The following is a 321-nucleotide window of genomic DNA, read 5'->3' as shown; positions in this document are numbered from 1 at the left end:
ATACAATAATACTCGGATATCGCAATGAGTAAGAAACTAAAGCTTCAGTATCAGTTTCTTCTGGGGAAAACCAAAAAGGAAATTTCCGGAGAACTGGGGCTTGAGTATAATTATTATCCCGCTGATGTCTGGTATTACGAACTGAACGTTACATTTTATTTCCGGAAAACAACGCTTATCCTGCATTTTACGGAAGGTGTGGTAACCGGGATCAGTATAAAAAAACATTATGGAAAGATCAGTACCTAACTACAGAAAAATCTACGAGGACATCATCAGCAGAAAATGTCCGGAGCAATATAATGCCTGTCTCTTATACAC

Annotated in this window: 1 protein-coding gene; it reads left to right on the top strand. The window is 38.0% G+C overall.

Annotated elements, in window-relative coordinates; all coding sequences use genetic code 11:
* Nucleotides 1-24: 24 nt before the first annotated feature.
* Nucleotides 25-249, top strand: coding sequence for a hypothetical protein (locus ACPYOJ_RS34955; RefSeq protein ID WP_042722242.1), 225 nt, complete (start codon nt 25-27; stop codon nt 247-249).
* Nucleotides 250-321: the final 72 nt, after the last annotated feature.

The organism is Rhizobium sp. SVR5-9E (genome assembly GCF_056755095.1).
This window is presented reverse-complemented; position numbering and strand designations above follow the sequence as displayed.